Source organism: Streptomyces sp. NPDC055400 (assembly GCF_053644375.1).
Window position 1 is genome coordinate 516,607 of sequence record NZ_JBSHLM010000005.1, and the last position, 18,402, is coordinate 535,008.

The following is an 18,402-nucleotide window of genomic DNA, read 5'->3' on the forward strand; positions in this document are numbered from 1 at the left end:
TAACGGCGTTAAACTGTCAAGCGTGGCTACCCAGAGATCCCCCAAGCTGGACAAGACGCAGGTCGTCGACACCGCGCTGCGCCTGCTCAACGACGTCGGCCTCGACGGCCTCACGCTCCGGGCCATCGCCAAGGAGCTGAACGTCCAGGCGCCCGCGCTCTACTGGCACTTCAAGAACAAGCAGGAGCTGCTGGACGAGATGGCGACGGAGATGTACCGCCGCATGACGGCCAGCGATCCGCTCACGCCCGACGCCACCTGGCGGGAGCGCCTGCTGACCTCAAATCGCGGACTGCGCACCGCGCTCCTGAGCCACCGCGACGGCGCCAAGGTCTTCAGCGGCTCACGCTTCACCGGCACGCTGCACGCGATCGAGATGGAGCGGACTCTGAGCCTGTTCACCGGTGCCGGGTTCACGCTCACCCAGGCGGTGCGGGCCACCACGACCGCGTACATGTACACCCTCGGTTTCGTCACCGAGGAGCAGGGCGTCCAACCCGTGCCGGGCGAGCGCCGCGAGGGGTACGACATCGACGAACGCGCCCGCCGGATGGCCGACTTCCCCCTGTCGGCCGCGGCGGGCGCGGAGATCTTCGAGAACTACGAGCAGCACTTCGAGGACGGTCTCGCCCTGGTGATCGCGGGGATCGAGGCGCGGTACGGGATGGGCTGAGCCGCATCTGGCGGGGAGGGGTCAGCAGCGCGTCGACGCCCCCGACTGATTGGTGAGGTTGTCGTTGGACATCCAGCCCGACGTGTTCGTGCCCGCCACGCGCACATACGTCCAGTTGTGGCCGTACGCGTTGACGACCGAGCAGTGGTACCAGAGCTTCGAGCCGTTCTCGGCCAGAGCGACGGAGGAGCACGTCTGGTACGGCCCGGTCACGATGTGGTAGCTGCCGGACATGTAGCCGTACGTGCCCGGGTTCGGGTCGCGGTGGGACCAGCCGCCGCAACTCTTCGACACCGGGCTCGGCTCGGGGGTCGGAGGGGCAGGCGCCTGCGAGGCCGGGGCGCCGCCGTCACTGCTCGGTCGCGCCGACGGTCCCCCGCCGTTGTCCGTGCCGTCCTCACCCCCCGCCTCGCTCGGCTGCTGCGACGGGGTGCGCGACGGCGCCTGCGAGCCTGCCGACGGCGAGGCGCTCGGCGACCTCTTGACGCCGCCCATGCTGCCCCTGCTCGGCAGATCGCTGACCTGCGAAGCACCGGGGCGCGTCGGCACCGTCCGAGCCTCGTCCGACTTCGTGTCGTCGCCCGTACCCATGAGGGCGTACGTGATGCCGCCACCGGCGAGCACCACGGCCGCGGCCGTCGACGCGATGACGGCGCGGTTGCGGCGACGGGCACGGCCGGAGGCGCGGCTCGCCGCACGCCCCACGGTGGGTGCGCCGGACTGGGGAAGCATGCCGGCCAGGCCCGGCGTCGGGTAGCCGCCGCCGTTCGCAGGCTGAGGACAGGGCGTGGCGGGAGCACCGAACCCGGGCGCGGGCTGGGGGTGTTGTGCCGCATTCGGCGCAGGGGAAGGGGACGGAGCCTGGGGCTGGGCCTGCGCCGGAGGCCCGAAGCTCACCGTGCCGCCCGCCGCCACCCGCTCCAGCATCTCCCGCGCCTGGCCCGCATCCGGCCGGCTCTCCGGGTCCTTCGCCATCAGCGCCCTGAGCACCGGCGCCAGCGCCCCCGCCCGCCCCGGCTCCGGCAGCGGCTCGGTCACGATCGCGGCCAGCGTCGACCACACCGACGTGCGGCGGAACGGTGACGTGCCCTCGACGGCCGCGTACAGCGTCATGCCGAGCGACCAGATGTCCGACGCCGGGCCCGGCTCCTTGCCCTGGGCGCGCTCCGGGGGCAGGTAGTCGAGGGAGCCGACGAGCTGACCGCTGCGGGTCAGCTTGTCCATGGCGTCGTCGCCCGCGGCCTCCATGCTGGCTATGCCGAAGTCGGTGAGCACGACCCGGCCGCCGTTTTCGAGCAGGACGTTGCCGGGCTTGACGTCCCGGTGCAGCACGCCCGCCTTGTGCGCCGCGTCGAGCGCGTCCATCAGCCTGGCGCCGATCGCGGCCGCGTCGTGCGGCTCCAGCGCGCCGCGCTCGGTGAGCACGTCGTCGAGCGAGGGCCCGTCGACCAGCTCCATGACGATGACGGGCAGGCCGTCCTCCTCGGTCACGTCGTGCACCGTGACCACTCCGCTGTGGCGGATGCGGGCGGCGGCCTGCGCCTCCCGCTGCATGCGGACCCGCAGACCTGCCAGATCGGACGCGGAGGAGTCGGTGAACGCTCTGAGGATCTTGACGGCGACCTCTCTGTTGAGCAGCTCGTCCACCGCCCGCGCGACCACCCCCATACCACCGCGCCCGATCATCGAGGTGACCCGGTAGCGCCCCCCGAGTACCTTGCCGATCAGCTCGCTGCCGTTCTTTTCCCCCGCCGTCACCGCACGCTCCGTTCTATGACTGTTCGTCAATTCCCGTACCTGGAAGGCATAAGACTAGGGGAATGGGAACAGCGGGGAACTCGCGGCCGCCCGCGGGGCTCAGGTGCCCGGCTTGCGGCCGTAGACGTAGACGTCGTCACCCGTCTTCAGCAGGGACCAGTACTTCTTCGCGGTGGTACTCGTCATGTTCACGCAGCCGTGCGAGCCGGGCGGGTTCCACATGCTCACGCCGACCGAGTGGAAGGCCTGGCCTCCGTCGAAGAACTGGCTGTAGGGCATGGGCACGTTGTAGATGCTCGACACGTGGTCGATGTGCCGCCAGTAGATCTTCTTCAGGCCCGTGCGGGTCTCGTAGCCGTTACGGCCGGTGCGGACCGGCACCGGCCCGTAGACGAGGTTCTTGCCGTCCTGGATCCAGCTGAGCTGCAGCGTCAGGTTCACACAGGCGATGCGCCCCTTGTTGACGGGGCATGTGCCGTCTTTGTTGGGATTGCTGCCGACGGCCTTCTGCTTGTTCATCAGGTCCATCACGCCCCACGTGACGGGCCCCGCGTAGCCGATGTTCGGGCTGATGCCGTGCTTGTTCTGGAAGGCCTGGACAGCCTTGCAGTCGGCGGCGGACTGCTTTCCGTCGACCGGCCGGCCGAGGAACCCCTCCACCTGCTTCTGATAGGGACCGGTCGATGTCGTGCAGCTCGCGGCCTGCGCGGGCGCGGCGCCCAGCGCGAGTGTCAGCGGCGCGACGAGTCCGGTGATCCCCAGTACGACGGCTCCCCGTCTGCGTATGTCCCCCATGGCGGGCCTCTCCTTGCAGGGCGCTCAATGCGCTCGAAGCGTTTCTCTGCCAGGTAGACCCGTCGCGGGTCGCTCAGGTTGTGGCGCTGCCCGGGCTGGGACCCAATGGTGACAATTCCGAGTTCTTCGGTGGTGAGCGGACTTCATCCCCGCGTGACATGGGCACTCCGCCTTGTCGTGGACCAGCGGCGGCGCGTCAGCAGGCGCCGACCCACTCCTCGTCGCCGTCCGAGAAGAACTGGTGCTTCCCGATGCGGACCTCGTGCTTGAGATCGAGGTCGAGGTCGAGGTCGGACGTGACGTCCTCGATCCGTTTACGCATCCAGCTCACCTTCGTTCTCGTCTGCCTGTTGTCCGTCTCTTGTCTGCCTCGGAGGCTCTCGGGGTCTGGCCCGTCAGCCGCCGATGGCCGACATCGGGCGTTCCGGGCGGCGGAACTCCGGGCTGTTGATCGCGTGGCCGGGGCCCTTGCGGCCGACCGAGGTCCGCCAGGCCGCTTCCACCGTCGCGTCGTCGGCGCCGCCTCGCAGCAGGGCCCGCAGGTCGGACTCCTCAGTGGCGAAGAGGCAGTTGCGCAACTGCCCGTCCGCCGTCAGCCGCACGCGGTCGCACGTGCCGCAGAACGGGCGCGTGACACTGGCGATGACACCGACCAGCGCCTCGCTGCCCGCGATCCGCCACTCCTCCGCGGGCGCGTTGTCCTGCCGCCCGGCCGGCACGAGTTCGAAGCGCTCGCCGAGCCGCTCCAGGACCTCCGCGGCCGTGACCATCCGGCCTCGGTCCCAAGCTCCCTGCGCATCCAGGGGCATCGATTCGATGAACCGCATGTGGTACCCGCGCTCCGCCGCGAACGCGGTCAGGTCGACGATCTCGTCGTCGTTGACTCCCCGCACCGGCACCGCGTTGATCTTCACCGGGTTCAGACCCGCGTCACGGGCGGCCGCGAGTCCGGCCAGTACGTCCTTGATCCGGTCGCGCCGGGTGATCTCGGCGAACCGCTCCGGGCGCAGCGTGTCGAGGCTGACGTTGACCCGGCTGAGCCCGGCCGCCCGCAGTGCGTGGGCGCTGCGCGCCAGGCCTATGCCGTTGGTGGTGATCGACAGTTCCGGAGCCGGGTCCAGGGCGGACAGGCGGGCCACCAGGCCGGGCAGGCCCCTGCGCAGCAGTGGCTCGCCGCCGGTCAGCCGGACCTCGGTGATCCCGAGGCGCGCGGTGCCGACGCGGATCAGGCGTACGACCTCGTCGTCGGTGAGGACTTCGGGACGGGGCAGCCAGTTCAGCCCCTCGGCCGGCATGCAGTAGGTGCAGCGCAGATTGCAGCGGTCGGTCAGCGAAACCCGCAAGTCCCGGTGGACCCGGCCGAAGCGGTCCACGAGGGGCGACGGAACGGCGGGAAGGTGCTCCGCGCGGTGGCGCCGGGACCGACCGGTCCCGGTCGGCTCGTCGCTGTGATCAAGCACGGTTGCGCCCTCCCATGAAATACCGGTAGCAGGGGTTGGTGAATCATTAGAGACCAAGGTTCGCGAATTATCCAGGGGCCGGAATCCGAAGGCTTTCCCCACTCTACCTTTTCCTCACTTATCGATCATCATGGAAAGGTTTCCTCAAGTCAAAGAGGGGTTCTCGATGGCATGATCGGTCGGGGCTATCGCGCCTCAGACCCCAGGCAGGACAGGGGAAGGCGCCTTGATAAGCGGTACCTATCAGGCGATCGGAATTGCCTCTTTGACGTGCCACGCGGATTGCAGGAAACTTCTCTCGCGGCGATGACGCGTAAACGTATCCGGCGCGCATGAGTAAATCGCGGTAAAAGTGAACACGGAGAACAGGCCGCCGTTTCCCGGGGACCCGTCCGCCCAGGTGCACGGAAGAAAGAGGCAGACCAGATCATGAGCAGCGGCATCGAGGACCCGATCGACGACCTGACGGTCACGCCCCCCAAGACCTGGGCGACGGGTCTGCCCGCCGTGACGCACGCGCTTGAGTACTCCCTCAGCCAGACGTCCCCGCGCCGCACCATGCTGACGCTGCTGAACATCAACCAGGCCAAGGGCATCGACTGCCCCGGCTGTGCCTGGCCCGAGCCCGCGCCGGGCAAGCGGCACATGAACGAGTACTGCGAGAACGGCGCCAAGCACATCAACGACGAGGCCACCTCGCGCCGCGTCACCCGTGACTTCTTCCGCGAGCGCTCGATCGCCGAGCTGGGCTCCAAGTCCGACTACTGGCTCAACCAGCAGGGCCGGCTGACCGAGCCGATGGTCAAGCGCCCCGGCGCGACCCACTACGAACCGATCGGCTGGGACGAGGCGTTCGCCATCCTCGCCGAGGAGCTCAAGCAGCTCACCTCCCCCGACGAGGCCCTGTTCTACGTCTCGGGCCGCCTCAACAACGAGGCCGCCTTCCTCCTCCAGCTCTTCGCCCGCGCGTACGGCACCAACAACCTGCCGGACTGCTCCAACATGTGCCACGAGTCCAGCGGATCCGCGATGTCGGAGTCGCTCGGCGTCGGCAAGGGAACGGTCTCGCTCGACGACCTGGAGAACTCCGACCTGGTCTTCGTCGTGGGCCAGAACCCGGGCACCAACCACCCGCGCATGCTGTCCTCGCTGGAGGAGACCAAGCGCAACGGCGGCAAGATCGTCGCCGTCAACACCCTCCCCGAGGCCGGCCTGCAGCGCTTCAAGCACCCGCAGCGCCCGCGCGGCATCATCGGCAAGGGCACGCAGATCGCCGACCAGTTCCTGCACATCAGGGCCGGCGGCGACCTCGCCCTGTTCCAGGCCCTGAACCTGCTGCTCCTGGAGGCCGAGGACGCCAACCCGGGCACGGTCATCGACCACGCCTTCATCGAGAAGAACACCATCGGCTACGAGGCCTTCGAGAAGCACGCGCGCCAGGTCACGTGGGAGCACATCTACGACGCCACCGGCCTGACCCGTGAGGAGATCGACGAGGTCTTCGAGCGCGTCCTGAAGGCCGGGTCGGTCATCGTGTGCTGGGCGATGGGCCTCACCCAGCACAAGCACGGCGTCCCCTCCATCCGCGAAGTCATCAACTTCCTGATGCTGCGCGGCAACATCGGCAAGCCCGGCGCGGGCGCGTGCCCGGTGCGCGGCCACAGCAACGTGCAGGGCGACCGCACGATGGGCGTGTGGGAGCGGATGCCGCAGAAGTTCCTGGACTCCCTGGGCAAGGAGTTCGGCTTCACGCCGCCCGGCCACCACGGCCTGGACGCCGTCGACGGCATCCGCGCCATGTACGAGAAGCGCGCCAGGTTCTTCCTCGGCGTCGCCGGCAACTTCGTGCGGGCCACCCCCGACAGCGAGGTCACCGAGCAGGCGATGCGCAACTGCAGCCTGACGGCCCACGTCTCGACGAAGCTCAACCGTTCCCACACGGTCTGCGGTGAGACCGCGCTGATCCTGCCCACCCTGGGCCGCAGCGACAAGGACTTCCAGGCCACCGGCGAGCAGTTCATCACCGTGGAGGACTCGATGAGCGACGTGCACGCCTCCCGCGGCAAGCTGCCGCCGGCCTCCCCGCACCTGCTCAGCGAGGTCGCCATCATCAGCCGCATGGCCCTCGCGACCATCGGCGACAGGTACGGCATCCCGTGGCAGGGCTTCGAGGACGACTACGGCACCGTCCGTGACCGGATCTCACGCGTCATCCCGGGCTTCGAGGACTTCAACGAGCGTGTCTCCGCGCCGGGTGGCTTCAACCTGCCCAACCCGGCCAACCACGGCGTCTTCAACACCCCCAGCGGAAAGGCCGTGTTCACGCAGAACGAGTTCACGATGCCGCACGTGCCGGAGGGTCACCTGCTGCTCCAGACGCTGCGCTCGCACGACCAGTGGAACACCGTCTGGTACGCCCCCAACGACCGCTACCGCGGCATCCACAACGCCCGCCGTGTCGTGATGGTGAACCCCGCCGACCTCAGGCTGCTCGGCATCGAGGACGGCGACATGGTCGACCTGGTCAGCGTCTGGCACGACGAGCGGGAGCGGCGCGCCGAGAACTTCAAGGTCGTCGCCTACCCGACCAGCCCCGGCTCCGCCGCGGCCTACTACCCCGAGACGAACGTCCTGGTCCCCCTGGACAGCGTCGCCGACATCAGCAACTGCCCGACTTCCAAGGGAGTTGTGGTGCGTCTGGAGCCTGTCGGTACTCCGAGCTAGGTACTTGCCTGCATGCCCGCATCTCGCGCCGTCCGCGGCCGGCTTCCACGGTGGCGCGATCGCCGCGCACCGGAACTCCGCCGGTCTCGTGACGGCCGCGGCGGCCCTGCTCGGCGCCGGATACGGGCTCACGCCGGCGGCGGGCCTGATGGAGATCGAGCGGCTCGTGCCGCCGAAGGCCCACCCCTCGACGGCGGTCCTCTGCCAGGGCGCCACCTACAGCGGCTTCCTCACGCCGCTTCTGCTCGCCCTCACGGCGGGCGCGGGCACCGCCCCCTACGCGGCGCTCCTGGCGGGCATGGCGGCCGTGGGCCTGCTGTGCCTGGCTGTCACGGCCGGGTACGGCCCCCGGAGTCTTCCGTGATGGCGCGGCCGCAGGACGAGGTCCGCCACGCGTCATATCGTCGACAACATCGGAGTACTGCTCCGAGGAGAGGAGCACCATCATGGGACGCGTGACCGCGCGCCGGCGTGTGCTGCGAGTTCGGGACGGGGTGTCCTCCTACCGGCCGGACACCATGGCCGTCGAGGAGCCGATGGAGATCAGGGTGGGCGGGCGTCCGCTCACGGTGACGATGCGGACACCGGGCGACGACTTCGATCTCGCGGCCGGGTTCCTGGTGAGCGAGGGCGTGGTGCACACGGGCGACGATGTGACGGGGATCCGTTACTGCGCGGGCGCCACGGCCGACGGCGGCAATACGTACAACGTGGTGGACGTGGGCCTGGCCCCCGGCGTGGCCGCACCCGACGCCTCTCTGGAGCGGAATTTCTACACCACGTCCTCGTGCGGGCTGTGCGGCAAGGCCAGCCTGGACGCGGTGCGCACCACTGCGGCGTGGACCGTCTCCGAGGATCCGCTGCGCGTCGGTCCCGAACTGGTGACAGCACTTCCGGACCGGCTGCGGGCGGCCCAGAAGGTGTTCGACAGCACGGGCGGCCTGCACGCCGCCGGTCTGTTCACCGCCGACGGCGAGCTGCTGTGCCTGCGCGAGGACGTCGGCCGGCACAACGCCGTCGACAAGGTGGTCGGCTTCGCTCTGCGCGAAGGGCTGCTGCCACTGCGCGAGACCGTTCTGATGGTGAGCGGCCGGGCCTCCTTCGAGCTGGTGCAGAAGGCGCTGATGGCCGGAATCCCGATGCTGGCGGCCGTCTCCGCCCCGTCCTCGCTCGCCGTGGACCTCGCCGCCGAGAGCGGACTGACCCTCATCGGCTTCCTGCGCGGCACCTCGATGAACGTCTACACCGGCGCCGAGCGGCTGGAACAGGTGCCCGTGGCCTGATGCCCTGACCGGTGACTCGTCCGGCGGCCAGCGAGCCCGATTGGCTTTCCCCTGGGACGTCGGGTAGACCCGTGGCGTGCTGTTTCGCCAACTCGAATACCTGGTGGCACTCTCGCGGGAGCGCCACTTCGCCCGCGCCGCCCAGGCCTGTTACGTCTCCCAGCCCGCCCTCTCCGAGGCGATCCGCAAGCTGGAGGAGGAGCTGGACGTGCCGCTGGTCCGGCGCGGCCGCAAATACGAGGGCCTCACGCCCGAGGGCGAACGCATCGTGGTGTGGGCGCAGCGGATCCTCGCCGACCGTGACGCGCTCAAGGACGAGGTCGGCGCGCTGCGCACCGGACTGAGCGGCCGCATGCGGATCGGCTCGGTCCCGACCGCGTCCGGCGCCGTCTCCCTGCTCACCGGCCCGTTCTGCGCGGAGCACCCGCTGGTGACCGTGGAGGTGATAGCCGACCTCCAGTCGCGGGACATCCTCCGCCAGCTGCAGAATTTCGAGATCGACGCCGGAATCACCTATCTGCACAAGGACCTCGCGGAGAACTTCCACACCGTCCCGCTGTACGAGGAGCGGTACGTGCTCCTGATCACGGCCGCCGATGCCCTGGCGCATCGGACGACGGCGACGTGGGCGGAGGCGTCGCGGCTGGCGCTGTGCCTGCTGACCGACTCCATGCAGGGGCGCCGCGTGCTGGACGAGGTGTTCGCCGAGGCCGGGACCCGGCCGTCGCCCCGGATCGAGACCGACTCGGTGGGCGCGCTGTTCGCCCATGTCAGGACGGGCCGGTGGGCGAGCGTCGTCCCGCACGCGTGGCTGCACGTCTTCGGCGTCCCGCACGGCATGCGCGCGGTGCCCCTCGTCGAACCCTCCCGGACCGTGTCGGTGGGACTGGTGGTGACGGCCCGCGAGCCGGGTTCGGTCATGGCTCGCGCGCTGACGGAAGTCGCCCGGCACACCGATGTGGCGGCCGCGCTGGAACGCCTCCCGGGGGATCCCGCGGTCCCGTAGAGGCGTCCGGCTACTCGCCGACGGACACCACCGTCACCGTCGCCTGCCCGTCGGGCGCGTCGTAGCTGACGCTGTCGCCGGCCCGGTGGCCGAGCAGCGCGCTGCCGAGCGGACTGTCGGCGGTGACCAGCGTCTGGTCGAGCACCGCCGCGCCCTCGCCGATCTGGACGGTCGCCACCGAACCGTCCGAGTACCTCACCTTGAGCGTGCTGCCCACGCCCACCACGTCCGTGCTGGGCCGGCCCGCGTCGGCGGCGCCGCGCAGGCGCACCTTGATCTCGTCGATGCGGGCGTCGAGGCGGTGGGTCTCGTCGGAGCGGATCAATTCGTCGGCCTGGTCCGCGTGGTCGCCCACCTCGGTGGTGTCCTGCAACGTGGCGGCGTCCGCGTCGCGTTCGGCCGTCACGTCGGCGAGTTCCTGCTCGAGCGCGCGGCGCTCGGTGGCGCTCATCGGTTCGGGCTCTCCGCTCATCCCTGCTCCCTTCCCTTGTCGTGGCCGGTGTGCGTCTGCGTCTGCGGGAAGGTCACCTGTCGTAACGGGTCGGCGGGAAGGCATCCCGCTGTGCCCGGGACATCTTGCCGCTCGGCATCTCGCCGCTGTCGACCTCGCGGTCGACCTCGTTCTGGATCGCCTCGTACTGCTTCGCGGGCCGCTCGGGCTCCTTCACGCGCAGCCCGACGCCCCGCAGGTCCTCCTGGGTGCGCCTTTCGAGTGCATCCACGTTCGGGCGCAGGGGCATGCCGCGCCGGTCGTCGGGGTTGCCCTCGACGGCCCGGTTGGACTTGTGGTGATGGACCATGTGTCCTCCTTGGTTCAGGCGCCGTCAGGCGCGCCCGACCGGATCAGGCATCGGGAGTCTGCTGCGCCCCGGCAGCGGGCGGGTCCTCCGCGGCCCCTTCGGCCTTCGCCTTCTCCCCCGCGCCGTCCTTGCGCACGGTGCAGTGGATGGTGTCGTTCTCCACGTCCGCGACGATGGTGTCGCCGGGCTCCGCGTCACCGCTCAGCAGGATCGACGCGATCCGGTTGTCGAGCTCGGCCTGGATCGTGCGCCGCAGCGGACGCGCGCCGAACTCCGGCTGGTGACCGTGGGCGACGAGCAGCTTCTTGGCCGCCTCGGTGACGTCCAGGGTCATGCCCTGTCCGAGCACCCGGCGCTTGCTCTGGTCCAGGAGGTGGTCCACGATCTGCGACAGGTCGTCCTCGGTGAGGGCGTGGAAGATGATGATGTCGTCGATGCGGTTGAGGAACTCGGGCAGGAACCGGGCGTGCAGGTCCTCCATCAGCTCGTCCTTGATCTCGGACACGTCGCCGTGGTGCGCGAGGATCCGGTGGGCGCCGATGTTCGACGTCATGATGATGACGCAGTGGCGGAAGTCGACCGTGCGGCCCTGGCCGTCGGTGAGACGTCCGTCGTCGAGGATCTGGAGCAGGGTGTTGAAGACGTCGGGGTGTGCCTTCTCCACCTCGTCGAACAGCACGACGGAGTACGGCTGCCGGCGGACCTTCTCGGTGAGCTGGCCGGCCTCCTCGTAACCGACGTATCCGGGAGGGGCGCCGACGAGGCGGGCGACCGTGTGCTTCTCCTGGAACTCGCTCATGTCGAAGCGGATCATGTGATCCTCGTCGCCGAACAGCAGGTCGGCGAGGGTCTTCGCGAGTTCCGTCTTGCCGACACCGGTGGGGCCGAGGAAGAGGAACGAGCCCACGGGGCGGTTGGGGTCGCCCATGCCCGCGCGGTTGCGCCGCACGGCCTCGGAGACGGCGGTGACCGCCTCGTCCTGGCCGACGACCCTCGCGTGCATCTCCGCCTCGAGGTTGAGGAGCTTCTCCTTCTCGCTCGCGGTGAGCTGGGAGACCGGGATGCCGGTGCGACGGGACACGACGTCGGCGATGTCGCCCTCGGTGACCGAGACGACGCCCTCGCGCCGCTCCTCGATGCCCGCGAGTTCGCCCTCCAGCTCGGCGATCTGCTCCTTGAACTCCGCCGCCTTCTCGAAGTCCTCACCGGCCACGGCCTGTTGCTGCTCACGCCGCAGCTTGGCGATGCGGTCCTCGCGGCTGACGACCTCGGTGGAGCGCCCGGCGCTGCGCAGCCGCACGCGCGCGCCCGCCTGGTCCATCAGGTCGATGGCCTTGTCCGGCAGGAACCGGTCGCTGATGTAGCGGTCGGAGAGCTCCGCCGCCGCCGCCAGGGCGCCGTCGGCGAAGCGGACCTGGTGGTGGGCCTCGTACGCGTCCCGCAGCCCCTCCAGGATCTGCACGGTCTGCTCGACGGTCGGCTCCGGAATCAGGACGGGCTGGAAGCGGCGCTCCAGAGCGGCGTCCTTCTCGATGTGCCTGCGGTACTCGTCGATGGTCGTCGCGCCCACGAGCTGCAGCTCACCACGCGCGAGGGCGGGCTTCAGCATGTTGCCCGCGTCCATGGAGCCTTCGCCGGTCGCTCCCGCGCCCACGACGGTGTGCAACTCGTCGATGAACAGGATGATGCTGCCGCCGGCCTCCTGGACGTCCTCGATGACCTTCTTCAGGCGCTCCTCGAACTGACCGCGGTACTGCGCGCCGGCCACCATGCCGGAGAGGTCGAGGGAGACAACTCGCTTGTCCTTCAGGGTTTCCGGGACCTCACCCGCCACGATGCGCTGGGCCAGGCCCTCCACGATGGCGGTCTTTCCGACGCCGGGCTCACCGATGAGCACAGGGTTGTTCTTGGAGCGCCGCGAGAGGATCTCGACGGTCTGCTCGATCTCGTCGGCCCGCCCCACGACCGGGTCGAGCATGCCCGCCTTCGCGTCCTCCGTGAGGTCGCGGCCGTACTCGTCGAGCGTGGTCGCCGGCTTCTTGGGCTCCGCGGACCCTTCCGTGCGGGACGTCTGGTCCGCGAGGCCCTCCAGTCGGTCCGGGCTGAAGCCCTGCGCGCGCAGCAGTCGGGCGGCGCCGCTGTCGGAGTCGCTCAGAAGCGCGGCGAGGATGTGCTCGGGGCCGATGTACGAGGCCCCGGCCGCCTGCGAGTGCGAGTAGGCGGCCTGGAGCGTGCGCTTGGCCGCCGGGGTGAGTCCGGGCTCCGCCGAGGGCTGGCCTGACTCCTGCGGAAGGACCGCGGCGACTTCCGTCGACAGCGCGTCGGGGTCCACACCGATCTGGGAGAGCAGCTTCCGGGTCGGAACAATCTTCGTGGTCGCCCAGAGCAGGTGGTCGGTATCGAGATCGGCTGTTCCGTCCCCGACCGCCTTCTGGGCGGCGAGACCGAGGAGTTCCTGCGACGAATCCGTCAAGAGCCGTCCGATCGGCACGCGTTGGACGGCCGGCGGTGATGATGCCGGCGACATTCCGAAGAACCGGCTGAACAAGTCGCTGAAGGGGTCGGACGAGCCGAACCCCGAACCGAAGGACATCGACATGCCTGCTCCTGACGGAGAGAGATTGGTTCAACTCAAGCGCGATGTCAGCTGGGCCGCAACAGCAGCGAAATCGGCGCACCTGAGCGCCGGAATCAAGTGCGCAGGGGAATGCAGCCCAATGGCGCGGGCCTGATTGCGGGCGGGTGGCCGGGGACGCAGGCTGTCGTCGAGAGAATCGATGGGTCCGCCTCCTCCACCACGGGCATCCAGTGGCGCGAAGGTCCGGCCGGCTGCGAGGAGCGCTCCAGCAGACGGCTCACCTCGCCCCACAGGGAGTTCGCGTTCCCGGCGACGTCGATATCGATCGTATCCAGGCGGATATCGCGGACGGCGTCCTGACGTTGCACCTGCCGAAGACCGCGGCGGTGACGCGGCGAACGATCGAAATCCGCGCCGAAGGCACAAGAAAATAAGGGCCGAGCGGCGCCCGTCCCCACCCAGTGTCCCCCCGCCCGCTCCGGACGTCCTGTCGGCGGAGACGTCCCGTCGGCGGACACGTCCTGTCGTCTTGCGGGTGTCAGCCGGTGACGATTCCCGTGACGAGGTTGATGGTCGTGGCGAGGATGCTGGTGCCGAACACGTAGGACAGCAGCGAGTGCCGCAGCACCACCGAGCGGATCGTCGAGGTCGAGACGTTGGTGTCGGACACCTGGTAGGTCATGCCGAGGTTGTAGCTGAAGTAGAGGAAGTCTCGGTACGCGGGCGGGTCGTCGTTGTTGAAGTCGATCCCGCCGGAGGCCGTGTAGTACAGGTACGCGTAGCGCGTGGCGTACATCAGATGGAGCGCCGCCCAGGCCATGAACACGCCGCCGAGTGCGACGGCCGCCGCGGCGTGGCCGCTTTCGGATTTGCCGAGCAGGAGCAGCAGCACGGTGGCGACCAGCCCGCACAGAGCGACACCGACGATCACGAGCTCGTCGGTGATGGGCTGGAAGTCCTCACGCCGGACATTGGCGCGGGTGGCTTTGGCATCCATCGGCCACAGCACCGCCCAGCCCGCCAGCACGAAGACCAGTTCGGTCGCGGCAATTCCGGAGAGAACGCCCAGCGCCGCGTTGTTCGTCACCGCGACGATCGCCCCGACCACGGCACCGGCAACCACGGAGACACCGAGCCGGGGAACGGCGGACAAGGGCAACCAAGCGCTCATGGCTCAGCACACTAGTCTTCCCGCAGCCGGCCAGCCTGGCGAGGCCCGCGGCGGGGGCACAGACTGGATTCAGCTCGATTTGGCCCTAATCGGCTCGAATCGGCCCATCTCGAATCAGCTCGACTCGAATCAGCTCGACTCAGCTGCATTCAGATCAGAAATCCCGCTCGGGGCCGGTGGTATATACCGGACATGCCTTCTTCCCGCCGTCCGCTCGCTGCCGTGACCAGGCAGGGTTGGCGGCCTGTCCTGGCCGGCGTGGTGCGCCTGCTCTCCCCGCGCGGCTCACTCGCGCTCCAGCGGGCGGACGGGGCACTTCTCTTCGCCGTACGCGGTGCCTTGGCGATGGCGCTTGTGGCGCTGCCGGTGGCGATCGCCGGTCTGCCCGGTCTTTCCGTGTACGCGATGCTGGGCGCCTTCACCACGACGTTCGGGCGCAACCTGCCCTACCCGCGTCGCGCTCGCGTTCTCGCGCTGGTCGCGGTCGCCATGACGGCGTGCGTGGGCTGCGGATCGGCGCTCGCCGCGTGGGTTCGTCCGGGAGCCGGTGGCTGGGGTGCCGCCGCCGTGGTCGCGGCGACGGCGGTGGTCTCCGGGCTGGCGAAGCTGGCGTGTGACGCCACCCGGTTGAGCGGGCTCGGCGCGGTGCTGCTGTTGTTCTCCTTCGCGGTGGCGGCCAATGGCTCGCCCACCACCGCCGACGTTCTCCCGCAGACCGGGCTTGCCGCGGCCGGAGCTGCGGTCGCCTGGATACTCGCGGTGTCCGGCTGGCTCGTGCACCCGGACCGGCCACAGAGATTCGCCGTCGCCAGGGCCCTGCGTGAGCTCGCGGGACTGCTGACCGGGCCCGGAGAACCGGGCGGAGACGTACGGCAGGCGCGACACCGCACGACCGTCGCGGTGCTCCAGGCGTATCACTCCCTCGGTCTCGCGCCTCCGACCCGGGCGCACCAGGCCGGGCGGGACGGAATCTTCGTACGCCTCACCGACCTGTCCTGGTCGCTGCTGATCAACTCGGCGCGCCGGCCACCGGAGGACCCCGCCGCGACAGCGGAGCAGCTGCTCCGACAGGCGCGTGTCCTCACCGAGCGGCGCCGGCGCCCGCCGGCACTTCTGCCCGAGCTGTCCCTCCCGTCTCCGGCGGCGCAGGGCCGCGAGGACCCGCCCGTGACTCCCATGGCCCCCGCCACCGGACCGGGCCAACCTGTCGCCTGGCGCGCCACCGAACTCCTGATGGGGCGACGCGCCGGCGGCCCCGGACACCGGGCCGTCCTCGCCGTTCCCGCGGTGCGGATGGTCCTGGGCACCGGGATCGCGGGCGGGCTGGCCGTGGCCGGAGGGCTTGAGCACAGCTACTGGGCGTCGATCTCCGCCGCCGCCGTGCTGCACTCCGTCAACCTGCGCACCACGGCCCAGCGCGCCGTCCAGCGCACCCTCGGCACGGTCATCGGCCTGCTCCTCGCCCTGGGCGTGCTGGCCACAGGCCCCGACCCGGTGGCGCTGGCCTGCGTGATCGTGCTCCTCGAATTCCTCCTCGAGTATTTCGTCCCGCGCAACTACGGCCTTGGCGTCGTGTTCCTCACCCCGCTGGCCCTCCTGATGACCGACCTGGCCGCGCCCACCCCTGCCGGGGAACTCGTCGCCGACCGTGTGCTGGGCAGCGTGCTCGGCATCGTCGTCGGGCTCGTCTGCGCGCTCATGCTCGTCCACGACCGTGCCGCGCTGCGCGTCGAACGTGCGCTGGCCGCCTGCACGCAGGCATCCGATCAGGCGTCACGGTCGCTGGCCGAGGGATCAGGACACCGGCTCCCGGAGATCCAGGTCCAACTGGTGCTCGCAGTGGTCGAGTTGCGTGATGCCGACGACGCCGCGGCGGGAGAACTGTGGCCGGCGGGGATCGATCCCGGCGAACTCGCCGCCGCCGAGCAACGTGCCTACGTCCTGCTGGAACGCCTCCACCACGAGCGCTGACGACCGACGCCCGACGCGCGCGTAGGTCCGACCTCGGGCTAGCGTGGTGTGATGCGTCATGAGGTGTCCGACGCCCATACCGCGATGGCGGTGGGAAGCGGTGACCTGCCCGTTCTCGCCACCCCGTGGCTGATCGCGTGGATGGAGGCGGCCACCGTGCGGGCCGCCGCGCCCTTCACGACGCCGGGCCGGACGACGGTCGGAACCGGTGTCCGCATCAAGCACCTTCGTGCCACACGCGTGGGCGCCTGGGTCGACGTCCTCGCGGAACCGCCCGCAGAGGCGGAAGGCCGACGGCTGACCTTCCTCGTACGAGCCCTGGACAGCACGGGGGCGCTGGTCGCGACGGGCGAGATCGACCGGGCGATCGTCGACCGGCGACGCTTCCTCGCAGGGGTGTCGGACCTGGACTCCGGGATCGATCAGGGAGCACGTGGGGGCCATCCCTGAGGGAAGCGCGCGGCGTCGCCGGAGGACATGACCAACCGAGTCGATTCCGTCCTGACCTCGTGAAACCCTAGCGGCGGACCTTGTAGCGGAGGTGCAGTACGCGGTCGCCCTGGATCACCACGTGGGGGTCCTCGAGGAGATGCTGGGTGTCGACGGCGCCGAAGTACCGCTTGCCCGAGCCGAAGACGACGGGCACGACGTCCATGGCCACCTCGTCCACCGCACCCAGGGCGAGCGCCTGCCCGCCCACCTCGCCGGCGGCCACGGCGACGGTGCGGTCCCCCGCGAGTTCCCGGGCCTTGGCGACCGCTTGCGCCACGTCGTCCACGAAGTAGTAGGACGCCTCGGGGTGCCAGCCCTCGGGCTTGGGCCGGTGGGACACCACGACCACGTGCTCCCCCGCCGGCGGCGACCCCTCCCAGCCGTTGGTCATGTCGAAGAGGTGCCGCCCGATCACCATCGACCCGATGCTCGCCCACATCGGCCGGACGTACTCGGCCGAGACCTTGGACACCGACACCTTGTCGTTCGCGCCGATCGTGGAGTCGCCATTCGCGTACCAGTCGAAAAGGGGGCCGACCTGGTCCTCCGAGTCGGCGATGAAGCCGTCCACGGAGACGACGTTGTGCATCACTACGGTGCCCATCACTTCTCCCAGGTGTGCCGACCAGGTGGTCCGGCATGTGTGCCGCGGGGGCCTCCGGCCTCCGCCGTACATACATAGACCGATCACGCCCCCGGGACTCATCGCCGGGAGCCACGGGCCTCAGAGTCTGTAACTGGCATACCAAATACCGGGCAACGGTCTGTGTGATCTTGTTTCCTCGGTCTGCGATGATCAGGAGCACCCTCGGGGCGGTCACGGCCGTGCCCGCTCGCCACTGGAGAGGACTCGATGACCACCCGCGCTGACCGCCGCCCCACGATCGGTGAGACCCACCAGTCCCTGAGAGAACGGGTCTACGTGGAACTCCGCGAGCGGATCATCGAGGGGACCTTCCCGGCGGGCATGCGACTGGTGGAGCGCGAGCTGGCGGACCAGCTGGGCGTCTCCCGCATCCCGCTGAGGGAAGCCATGCAGCGGCTCGAACGGGAGGGCTTTCTGACCGTGCAGGCCAGACGCGGCTCCGTGGTCACGAATTTCGGCGCACAGGACGCGACGTACCTCTTCGACGTCCGCGAGAACCTCGAAGGCCTGGCGGCGGGACTCGCGGCGCGCCATGCGACGACCACCCAACTACGCACGATGGAGCGGCTGTTGGCGCGCAGTCGCAGGGCGTCCGACGCCGGGCGGCTGCGCCGGGCCGTGGCCCACAACGCGGACTTCCACCAGCAGATCGTCGAGGCGTCGGGCAACCCGCTCCTCCAGGAGCTGATGGCACCTCTGGACGCGCGGCTGCGCCGGCTCTTCCGACTGACCTCCGACCTCAACGACGGCGATCCGATGTGCGGGGAGCACGAGCGTCTGTACGCGGCGATCCACGACCGAGACGCGGCCCGCGCGGAGGACCTGGCCCGCCACCACGTGGCCGGCACCCGCGACTCGGCGCTGCGCTACTTCTCCGACGCGGCGACGCAGCTCTCCGACGGAGGCTGAGCAACGGGGACGCGGGGGCACTCGCCCCCGGCTCACCCGCTCCCGCTGGTCCCGCCGCTCCCCCACCCCCGCTGGACCTGCCGGGACGCCTTGCGCTCCTTGCCGGGGAGCCGGAACGCGGCGAGGCAGACCGCGC

Annotated in this window: 17 protein-coding genes and 1 pseudogene; 9 read left to right on the forward strand and 9 right to left on the reverse strand. The window is 69.9% G+C overall.

The features are described 5' to 3' along the window. The first annotated feature begins 22 nt into the window (after window positions 1-22). Complete coding sequence (locus ACWIGU_RS16515; RefSeq protein ID WP_454401432.1) at window positions 23-673, forward strand: TetR/AcrR family transcriptional regulator C-terminal domain-containing protein; 651 nt, start codon at window positions 23-25, stop codon at window positions 671-673. A 21-nt stretch (window positions 674-694) separates the two neighbouring features. On the opposite strand, the gene ACWIGU_RS16520 is transcribed toward ACWIGU_RS16515, so the two are convergent. From ACWIGU_RS16520 to moaA, 4 genes and pseudogenes are all read right to left on the reverse strand, one after another. After that, window positions 695-2,431 carry a protein kinase domain-containing protein gene (locus ACWIGU_RS16520; RefSeq protein ID WP_454401434.1) on the reverse strand — a complete coding sequence of 579 codons (1,737 nt, stop codon included), beginning with the start codon at window positions 2,429-2,431 and terminating at the stop codon, window positions 695-697. Window positions 2,432-2,530: 99 nt separating this feature from the next. Further along, a complete protein-coding gene (locus tag ACWIGU_RS16525) occupies window positions 2,531-3,226 on the reverse strand; it encodes a L,D-transpeptidase family protein (protein WP_454401436.1) in 696 nt (231 codons plus the stop codon). Window positions 3,227-3,422: 196 nt separating this feature from the next. Next, window positions 3,423-3,500: pseudogene (locus tag ACWIGU_RS16530) on the reverse strand (molybdenum cofactor biosynthesis protein MoaE); the annotation flags it as partial. A gap of 121 nt (window positions 3,501-3,621) precedes the next feature. After that, on the reverse strand, window positions 3,622-4,599 hold the full coding sequence (moaA, locus tag ACWIGU_RS16535) for a GTP 3',8-cyclase MoaA (RefSeq protein WP_454401615.1): 978 nt from the start codon (window positions 4,597-4,599) through the stop codon (window positions 3,622-3,624). A 516-nt stretch (window positions 4,600-5,115) separates the two neighbouring features. Between moaA and ACWIGU_RS16540 the strand changes: the two genes are divergently transcribed. The 4 genes from ACWIGU_RS16540 to ACWIGU_RS16555 all read left to right on the forward strand — a co-directional run bounded on the left by ACWIGU_RS16540 (window position 5,116) and on the right by ACWIGU_RS16555 (window position 9,699). After that, entirely contained in the window at window positions 5,116-7,410 is a 2,295-nt protein-coding gene (locus ACWIGU_RS16540; protein WP_454401438.1) for an FdhF/YdeP family oxidoreductase, read from the forward strand. A gap of 4 nt (window positions 7,411-7,414) precedes the next feature. Then, window positions 7,415-7,774: a hypothetical protein gene (locus tag ACWIGU_RS16545; protein WP_454401440.1), complete on the forward strand. Its 360-nt coding sequence runs from the start codon at window positions 7,415-7,417 to the stop codon at window positions 7,772-7,774. Between the two features lie 82 nt (window positions 7,775-7,856). Further along, window positions 7,857-8,693 carry a formate dehydrogenase accessory sulfurtransferase FdhD gene (fdhD, locus tag ACWIGU_RS16550; protein WP_454401442.1) on the forward strand — a complete coding sequence of 279 codons (837 nt, stop codon included), beginning with the start codon at window positions 7,857-7,859 and terminating at the stop codon, window positions 8,691-8,693. Window positions 8,694-8,769: 76 nt separating this feature from the next. Continuing rightward, window positions 8,770-9,699, forward strand: coding sequence for a LysR family transcriptional regulator (locus ACWIGU_RS16555; protein ID WP_454401444.1), 930 nt, complete (start codon window positions 8,770-8,772; stop codon window positions 9,697-9,699). A gap of 10 nt (window positions 9,700-9,709) precedes the next feature. Here ACWIGU_RS16555 and ACWIGU_RS16560 read toward each other — a convergent pair whose 3' ends face one another. From ACWIGU_RS16560 to ACWIGU_RS16570, 3 genes are read right to left on the reverse strand one after another with little or no spacing between them, the layout of a single operon-like run. Next, complete coding sequence (locus ACWIGU_RS16560; RefSeq protein WP_454401446.1) at window positions 9,710-10,171, reverse strand: GreA/GreB family elongation factor; 462 nt, start codon at window positions 10,169-10,171, stop codon at window positions 9,710-9,712. Between the two features lie 52 nt (window positions 10,172-10,223). After that, entirely contained in the window at window positions 10,224-10,499 is a 276-nt protein-coding gene (locus ACWIGU_RS16565; RefSeq protein ID WP_454401448.1) for a hypothetical protein, read from the reverse strand. A gap of 43 nt (window positions 10,500-10,542) precedes the next feature. After that, window positions 10,543-13,098, reverse strand: a complete 2,556-nt coding sequence (locus ACWIGU_RS16570; RefSeq protein WP_454401450.1) for an ATP-dependent Clp protease ATP-binding subunit — start codon at window positions 13,096-13,098, stop codon at window positions 10,543-10,545. Between the two features lie 209 nt (window positions 13,099-13,307). Here ACWIGU_RS16570 and ACWIGU_RS16575 point away from each other — a divergent pair, with 209 nt between their 5' ends. Then, window positions 13,308-13,511 carry an Hsp20/alpha crystallin family protein gene (locus tag ACWIGU_RS16575; protein ID WP_454401452.1) on the forward strand — a complete coding sequence of 68 codons (204 nt, stop codon included), beginning with the start codon at window positions 13,308-13,310 and terminating at the stop codon, window positions 13,509-13,511. A gap of 104 nt (window positions 13,512-13,615) precedes the next feature. On the opposite strand, the gene ACWIGU_RS16580 is transcribed toward ACWIGU_RS16575, so the two are convergent. Continuing rightward, the gene (locus ACWIGU_RS16580) at window positions 13,616-14,248 is read right to left on the reverse strand and encodes a DUF1345 domain-containing protein (RefSeq protein ID WP_454401454.1); all 633 of its coding nucleotides are present in this window, start codon (window positions 14,246-14,248) and stop codon (window positions 13,616-13,618) included. Window positions 14,249-14,440: 192 nt separating this feature from the next. Between ACWIGU_RS16580 and ACWIGU_RS16585 the strand changes: the two genes are divergently transcribed. Then, a complete protein-coding gene (locus ACWIGU_RS16585; protein WP_454401456.1) occupies window positions 14,441-16,219 on the forward strand; it encodes an FUSC family protein in 1,779 nt (592 codons plus the stop codon). A 51-nt stretch (window positions 16,220-16,270) separates the two neighbouring features. Next, window positions 16,271-16,669: a thioesterase family protein gene (locus tag ACWIGU_RS16590; RefSeq protein WP_454401458.1), complete on the forward strand. Its 399-nt coding sequence runs from the start codon at window positions 16,271-16,273 to the stop codon at window positions 16,667-16,669. A 67-nt stretch (window positions 16,670-16,736) separates the two neighbouring features. On the opposite strand, the gene ACWIGU_RS16595 is transcribed toward ACWIGU_RS16590, so the two are convergent. Beyond that, a complete protein-coding gene (locus ACWIGU_RS16595) occupies window positions 16,737-17,315 on the reverse strand; it encodes a dihydrofolate reductase family protein (protein ID WP_454401460.1) in 579 nt (192 codons plus the stop codon). Window positions 17,316-17,564: 249 nt separating this feature from the next. Here ACWIGU_RS16595 and ACWIGU_RS16600 point away from each other — a divergent pair, with 249 nt between their 5' ends. Then, window positions 17,565-18,266: a GntR family transcriptional regulator gene (locus tag ACWIGU_RS16600; protein WP_454401462.1), complete on the forward strand. Its 702-nt coding sequence runs from the start codon at window positions 17,565-17,567 to the stop codon at window positions 18,264-18,266. The last annotated feature ends 136 nt before the right edge of the window (window positions 18,267-18,402 follow it).

Excerpts from the sequence above, each read along its gene's own strand:
- ACWIGU_RS16525 (WP_454401436.1), bottom strand. The coding sequence starts at position 3,226 with ATGGGGGACATACGCAGACGGGGAGCCGTCGTACTGGGGATCACCGGA.
- ACWIGU_RS16560 (WP_454401446.1), bottom strand. The coding sequence starts at position 10,171 with ATGAGCGGAGAGCCCGAACCGATGAGCGCCACCGAGCGCCGCGCGCTC.
- ACWIGU_RS16570 (WP_454401450.1), bottom strand. The coding sequence starts at position 13,098 with ATGTCGATGTCCTTCGGTTCGGGGTTCGGCTCGTCCGACCCCTTCAGC.
- ACWIGU_RS16540 (WP_454401438.1), top strand. The coding sequence starts at position 5,116 with ATGAGCAGCGGCATCGAGGACCCGATCGACGACCTGACGGTCACGCCC.
- ACWIGU_RS16600 (WP_454401462.1), top strand. The coding sequence starts at position 17,565 with ATGACCACCCGCGCTGACCGCCGCCCCACGATCGGTGAGACCCACCAG.
- ACWIGU_RS16590 (WP_454401458.1), top strand. The coding sequence starts at position 16,271 with ATGCGTCATGAGGTGTCCGACGCCCATACCGCGATGGCGGTGGGAAGC.
- fdhD (WP_454401442.1), top strand. The coding sequence starts at position 7,857 with ATGGGACGCGTGACCGCGCGCCGGCGTGTGCTGCGAGTTCGGGACGGG.
- ACWIGU_RS16595 (WP_454401460.1), bottom strand. The coding sequence starts at position 17,315 with ATGGGCACCGTAGTGATGCACAACGTCGTCTCCGTGGACGGCTTCATC.
- ACWIGU_RS16580 (WP_454401454.1), bottom strand. The coding sequence starts at position 14,248 with ATGAGCGCTTGGTTGCCCTTGTCCGCCGTTCCCCGGCTCGGTGTCTCC.
- ACWIGU_RS16565 (WP_454401448.1), bottom strand. The coding sequence starts at position 10,499 with ATGGTCCATCACCACAAGTCCAACCGGGCCGTCGAGGGCAACCCCGAC.
- ACWIGU_RS16585 (WP_454401456.1), top strand. The coding sequence starts at position 14,441 with ATGCCTTCTTCCCGCCGTCCGCTCGCTGCCGTGACCAGGCAGGGTTGG.